The following is a 6,597-nucleotide window of genomic DNA, read 5'->3' on the forward strand; positions in this document are numbered from 1 at the left end:
TATCAACTGTTTTCCTACAGGGCAATACGCTTTTGATTCAATAAACTTACCGCATGCGTTGTTGCCGTTTACCATCTCGAACGCAGTAATCTTGCCACTTGCCGTCCACACACCGGACTGGCATGAATGTCAGTTATGAATAGTTGAGTAAACGCCGAAAGTTGTTTACGGTCAGTTACCTGAACTTTCTGACCCAAGAGAACCAAAATGGCGCAGCCTGTCCGCATTAAAAAAATGTCCCTGTCCGCCGCGCTCACAAAATATTACGACACGGTATCAGTTCACAAACGAGGACATCAGCAGGAGTTCTGGCGTGTCAGCGTGATTAAACGTCACCCTGTTGCACAAAAGATGATGGATGAAGTGACGACCGTGGATATTGCGGCTTACCGGGATGACCGGCTGGCTCAGGTTAACCCCCGTACGGGTAAACCGATATCGGGAAATACTGTCCGTCTTGAGCTGGCCCTGTTGTCGGCGCTCTATAACCTGGCGAAGGTAGAGTGGGGCACCTGTCGGGCTAATCCGGTGGAAGCCGTACGTAAGCCAAAGCCCTCTCCCGGGCGTGACCGACGGCTCACCTCATCCGAAGAACGTCGGCTGTCACGGTATTTTCAGGCGCGTAATGCGGAACTGTACACCATCTTCCATCTGGCCCTGGAAACAAGCATGCGGCAGGGGGAAATGCTGGCGCTGCGGTGGGAGCATATCGACCTGCAGCACGGCGTGGCGCACCTGCCTGTCACCAAAAACGGCAGTCCCCGGGATGTTCCGCTGTCGCGCCGTGCCAGGAGTCTGCTGCAGCAACTGTCGGTACAGATTTCCGGTCCGGTGTTTCACTATAAGTCGTCAGGGTTTAAATCCGCCTGGCGGGCCGCCCTGCAGCGTCTGAAAATTGAAAATCTGCACTTCCATGACCTGCGCCATGAAGCCATCAGCCGCCTGTTTGAACTGGGGACGCTGAATGTCATGGAAGTGGCGGCGATATCGGGCCATAAATCCCTGAACATGCTGAAACGTTATACGCACTTGCGTGCTTACCAGCTGGTCAGCAAACTGGACGTGCGTCGCCGGCAGTCGCAGAAAATCGCGACATATTTTGTGCCGTACCCGGCTGAGATGGAAGATACGGCTGACGGGTTCCGGGTTCATCTGCATGATTTCGAAGGGCTGAGCGTCAGCGGGCATACCCGTGAAGCGGCGATGGATGCGGCGTCGGTCATGCTGCTACGCCGGCTTGCCACGGCAGCACAGCATGGAGAACGGGTTCCCCGTCCGGGAGACCTGCCGTTACATGCAGGCGTCATGATTAACCCGCTGGCGGGTGCTGCACCGGTGTTTGTTTAAGGTGCTGCTTTCAGTATTTTAATCTTTCAGTGTCCACGCGGTAGTGACGAGCCGGACGCCGCTTACCCGGCTGGCCTTGTCAGCCACGCGTTGTCCTTCCTCCGGGGGGACCAGACCCATCAGGAAAACCTCGCTGTTTTCTGTGGTGACCTTGATATCAGAGAGCCTGGTATCGCTACTGAGCAGCAGTTTCGCCCGGATATCCGATGCCAGCCTGGTGTCGCTTATTTTCTGCTCTGTGCTGATGGCGATGCCGGTACGGGTTTCGTTCCAGATATGCCTGACGCAGACAACGGACGATACGGCTTTTGTGGCAGCCTGCCGCACCGCCTCATCCGGGACTTCTCCGGGGAGCAGAATGTTACCCTGGTATACCGTGGCCGTCACGCGGGTCCGCTAACGTGCGGGTGACGGGAACCGAAAAATGGTGTCTGAGTTGATTGTATCGGATACGTAGTACGGCTGTGTACTGTTGAAAAAAAAAGCCAGCACGAATGGCTGGCTGATAACAATTTATCTGAAGCAATGTGAGCTATGTCGTATTTCCTCAACACTCAGGGAGCACCCCAAGGGTGTGCGCAAACAATAATCATTTCCGGTTATGGTGTAAAGCAGATCTCCGGTTAATGCGGCATTTATTCCACCGAAATTGCCAGAAAAGCCAGGGAGGCACTCAGGGTGGTCAGGAGAGCGGCGGGCATGATGTGCCCGGCATTCCATACCCGGAAAGCCAGGAATGCGGTGACGAGAACCGGAAAATACAGGCAGATCTTCCTGATGACTGATTCCATTGTTTGTTCCTGCTGCGTGAGTTCCTGTGATTTTGCATGCAGCAGGCTGTCTGCTTTTTCGCCTTTTGTGCGGTGCGGGTTGTGATTTTACGGCTGCGTTATAGTGGGTTTTCCGTCAGTCTGCGATTTTTTACTGCGGGAGACGAACCGTGATTTTTTTCCTGTTTCTGGTACTGGCGCTGATACTTTATTGCCCGTGTTTCATGTTGCAGTCTGTCATCGGACGCCAGAAAGGATTTGATGTGTCCACGTTCCGGCACCGGGGACGCCGGTGGCGGGTTATTCACCTGGCGGTACGTGAACGGGTGGGCAGAATGACCCGCTGCCGGGTGCGGTTTTACCACGATGCATTTCTCCGGGCGCTGGGTGAGGCGCTGCGGACCGGGGAGCCGGTACTCTTTCGCTCACACCTGATGCGTTCTGCGCAGGTCGCGCTGGCGTGTCAAACCCTAATATCTTGCGACAGGCGTTACCACGTTACCAGGGTGAACATTCCGCCGTATGAGCGCCGGTTGATGACGCTGCAGATACTGCTTCAGGAATGGAGATTTGTTCGTGTACCGGAACAGGGGGGGATGGTGGTGGTCAGTCCGCAACAGAATAACCCGGTATCCCGTGAGTGAATATATTCTTTCATTAAATTGTTTTTTCATGACACATAATTTATACAGCATTAATTGCATTACTGCGTGTCGGGGGAGTCCATCCGTGACGTGGGACTGTGCCTGAGGTACCGTCGGATTAGACTGTTAGGGTTATCGGAAAAGTCACGGAAAGTGTATCGGTAAATGATGACACTGCCCGTCTGCGGCTGGATGCACACCGACGCAGCATATTCAACGCATGACCTGATTCTACTTATCACCTCCGCTAAAAATTGGGGGATTACCGTTTGCCACCTTGTTTTTCACTTACAATTACATAACATTTCCTCTCTTAACAAAATCCTCTGTCACACAATCTTATAGGCTTAAAGATATCCCCATCCATTCTGCAGAAAAAACTTAGAGACATTACCTATTTATATCAAGTTTAAGTTATTGATAATACTTGATAATTAAAAACATAGATTTTTTGTAACTGCATGTGATAATGATAATGATTCCCATTTGGATGTAAAATTGGAAATCAATCATTATGCGCGTACAAAAGTTCCACTACTCCCTACTAACCCTTGCAATCATTGCTGCCGCTTCGCCTGCCGATGCAGCCACTCAACATGAAGACACGGTTGTTGTAACTGCATCAGGTTTCGAACAGCAGCAAATCAACGCACCAGCCAGTGTTACTGTCATAACAGCAGATGAGTTAAAGAAAAAACCTGTATCTGACCTTATTGATGCAGTGAAAGGTGTTGAAGGCGTCAGCATCGTTGGTGGAAATGCAAAACCGGATATCAGTATTCGTGGTTTAGGTGGAGATTATACTCTTATCCTGGTCGATGGACGCCGACAGAGTGGACGAGAGTCACGGCCAAATGGAAACGGTGGCTTTGAAGCAGGGTTTATTCCTCCAGTTGAAGCCATTGAACGCATAGAAGTCATCCGTGGCCCAATGTCCTCACTCTATGGTTCTGATGCTATGGGTGGCGTTATCAACATCATAACCAAGCCTTTCAGTAAGGAATGGCATGGTGCATTAGGTGCTGGAGGCATAATTCAGGAACACAACAAATTTGGTAATTCGACAACTGATGATTTTTACCTCTCAGGGCCTGTCATAAAAGATATTCTTGGCCTGCAACTGTATGGTGGACTGAACTACCGTAAAGAAGATGCTGTTTCAGAAGGCAAACCAAAGCGCGACAACAAAAATATTACCGCAACACTATCATTTACTCCTACAGAAAATCAGCAGTTTATTTTAGAGGCCGGGCGCAACAATCAGATCCAGACATTAACTCCTGGAGAATCAATTGATGCCTATACTATGCGTGGAAAACTGAAGCAACCAAACAGTAAAAAAGAAACCCACAATGAACGGAATCATTGGGTTCTGTCCTGGAATGCTCACGGTGATACCTTTCATCCCGAAATTAGTATCTATCAGGAAGATATCATCAGGAAAATAAAACAAGGGAAGCAGGATAAGAATAATAACTGGAATATGGCCTATGATGCTCGTAGACCTGAAATTACCAATACCATTGTGGATGCAAAAGTTACAACATTCTTACCAGATAATGTTCTTACCCTCGGTGGACAATTCCAGTATTCAAAACTCAGGGATGATTCTGCCACTGGCAAAAAAACGATTAAAAATCAATCAATAACGGCTCAACAAAAAGCACTTTTCGCTGAAAATGAGTATTCAGTAACAGATGATCTGTCTCTCACCGGAGGTCTGCGACTCGATAATCATGAGTTTTATGGAACTCACTGGAATCCAAGAGCTTATGCAGTCTATCATTTAACAGACACTGTTACTATAAAAGGAGGGATAGCCAGGGCATTCAGAGCGCCATCACTACGGGAAATCAGTCCGAACTTTGGAACCCTGACGCAGGGTGGTGCATCAATAATGTATGGAAATCGTGATCTTAAACCTGAAACCAGCGTCACAGAAGAACTTGCCATTATCTATGATGGTGATAATGGTTATACAGCAAGTGCCACTATATTCAGTACTGATTTTAAAAACAAACTGACTAACTATGACATAAATGTTAAAGATCCTGTTACAGGATTAAATACTTTCGTATATGATAACGTCGGGAAAGCAAATATAAGAGGTGTGGAACTTGCTGCAGCGGCTCCAATTACCGAGTCCTGGAAACTTACCACAAACTATACTTTTACAGACTCTCGTCGTATGAGTGATGATGAAAAACTGAATGGTAAATCCCTCAAAGGTTATCCTTTAGAAAGAACACCAAAACATGCTGCAAACGCTAAACTTGAATGGGAACTCAACCAGGATCTAACTTTGTATACCAGCGGTAACTATACAGGTAAGCAAATATGGGCCGCTCAGCGTAACGGGGCAAAACAACCTCGTATACGTAAAGGGCTGGCAACTATGGATGTTGGGATGAATTACCAGATACTGCCTAATGCTTTACTTAATTTCTCCGTCATGAATGTTACTGACAAGAAAAGTGAGGCAATAAATAAGGTCGACGGTAACTGGCAAGTCGATGAAGGCCGTCGCTATTGGGCAAATGTAAGATTAAGTTTCTAATCTAATTGATTAGAACGTTAATTATAGTTTAAGTCCGTATACTTTTGCGGGATTTTTTTGAAAATATTAAGATCCTATTGCGATAGGATCTTATAGTTAGCACTTCCGCGGTAGGACCAGTAGTTGGCGTATTTGCGGCATAAATTAATAGGGGTATAGATTATCTGCTCTCCATTGGTTCATACATCATGCCATTAACAATATCCTGGCACGGAACGAGCAGACCAGATGGCTGTGAGTTCATCAGTTGAACTGTCGGCGGGTTCCGGCAAAATATTCGCTGATTTCTTTTACTGGCTGCCGGGTATGGCTGTTTTCTCCTGTGATGATTCTGGAGTTAATTAAATGCTGGATATCACGAAATTCTGTTTCTAACATCCGGCGATCAGTCAACTTCAGCAGGCAGATTCCCCGCTCTGTAGTACAGACACGCAGCGTCGATCTCCTGAGGACAGTCCTCATCACTTTTATTTTCATTTTCCGGTTTTGATTTGCCTGCTGAATCCGGCAGGCAATTTCCGCATAGTCATGATAAACGCAAACCGACAGTCAGAGGACTTTTGTCATGACAACACTCACGGGCGTGCCGGTATTTGTGCCCGGCGATGAAGAGGCCCCCATTTCTTCATATCTGAGTACTCCGGCCCCGGAAGAGAACGCGGGTTCACCGGTGTCGGTGGATGACAGGGCCTCCGTGGCGGATACTCCGACTACCGCAGAAGAAACCTCCGCACAGCAGGCCTCGCACCGGCTGGGTGGCAAAGGAAGCCGGCGGGCTGACCCAGCGTCCTGTAAAAAAGTGCTGTCACGGGTATGGTCGATTTTTTCGGGGGTACTAATTCTGTGTCTGATATGTGCGGTGGCATTTCTGTGGCAGACGTTCAGGCAGCAGGAAATTCTGCTGACCTCGCTGGACACGGCGTTTCGCAGCGGTCGTGTGGACGCCCTGCCGCAGCGTGTTCAGGCGCTGGAGGAGAAACAGCATCAGTATCTGTCCCTGACGCAGGCGCAGGACTGGCGCGGGGAGGATGGTAAGGCCAGGGAGGCGCTGAAAGCGCAGGTGACGCAGCTGGTCAAAGACAGTGAACAGGTCCGGGCCGACGTGGCGGCGCTGGCAAAACAGCAGGATGCGCTGAAGCAACTGACTGACATGCTGTCGTCCCGGCTGAATGAGCAGGTCTCCCGTATTGATGCGCTGTCAGAATGGAAAGCGCAGCGGGAAGAAAAGTCAGCCGGTACAGCGACAAAACCGTCCCTGAAGGCCCGCCGTGAGCCGGCT

General features: G+C 49.2%; 6 protein-coding genes and 1 pseudogene. 4 read left to right on the plus strand and 3 right to left on the minus strand.

Annotated elements, in window-relative coordinates; translation table 11 throughout:
• Positions 1-207: 207 nt before the first annotated feature.
• A complete protein-coding gene (locus BZK42_RS27155) occupies positions 208-1,347 on the plus strand; it encodes a tyrosine-type recombinase/integrase (protein ID WP_080861315.1) in 1,140 nt (379 codons plus the stop codon).
• Positions 1,348-1,365: 18 nt separating this feature from the next.
• Here the strand turns inward: BZK42_RS27155 and BZK42_RS27160 are convergent, their stop codons facing one another.
• Both BZK42_RS27160 and BZK42_RS28815 read right to left on the minus strand, forming a co-directional pair.
• A complete protein-coding gene (locus tag BZK42_RS27160) occupies positions 1,366-1,734 on the minus strand; it encodes a BON domain-containing protein (protein ID WP_080861318.1) in 369 nt (122 codons plus the stop codon).
• Between the two features lie 248 nt (positions 1,735-1,982).
• Positions 1,983-2,138 carry a hypothetical protein gene (locus BZK42_RS28815; RefSeq protein ID WP_158083403.1) on the minus strand — a complete coding sequence of 52 codons (156 nt, stop codon included), beginning with the start codon at positions 2,136-2,138 and terminating at the stop codon, positions 1,983-1,985.
• Between the two features lie 149 nt (positions 2,139-2,287).
• On the opposite strand from BZK42_RS28815, the gene BZK42_RS27165 reads away from it, so the two are divergent.
• Positions 2,288-2,761 (plus strand): hypothetical protein, encoded by a 474-nt coding sequence (locus tag BZK42_RS27165; protein WP_080861321.1) that lies wholly within the window; start codon positions 2,288-2,290, stop codon positions 2,759-2,761.
• Positions 2,762-3,275: 514 nt separating this feature from the next.
• On the plus strand, positions 3,276-5,318 hold the full coding sequence (locus BZK42_RS27170; protein ID WP_080861324.1) for an IreA family TonB-dependent siderophore receptor: 2,043 nt from the start codon (positions 3,276-3,278) through the stop codon (positions 5,316-5,318).
• A 246-nt stretch (positions 5,319-5,564) separates the two neighbouring features.
• Here BZK42_RS27170 and BZK42_RS29430 read toward each other — a convergent pair.
• A pseudogene (locus BZK42_RS29430) lies at positions 5,565-5,747 on the minus strand (XRE family transcriptional regulator); the annotation flags it as partial.
• A gap of 136 nt (positions 5,748-5,883) precedes the next feature.
• Here BZK42_RS29430 and BZK42_RS27180 point away from each other — a divergent pair.
• On the plus strand, positions 5,884-6,597 hold a 714-nt coding region (locus BZK42_RS27180), incomplete at its 3' end, for a hypothetical protein (protein WP_080861328.1).

Origin of the sequence: Citrobacter braakii (assembly GCF_002075345.1) — a bacterium.
In the GTDB taxonomy this organism is placed as follows: domain Bacteria; phylum Pseudomonadota; class Gammaproteobacteria; order Enterobacterales; family Enterobacteriaceae; genus Citrobacter; species Citrobacter braakii.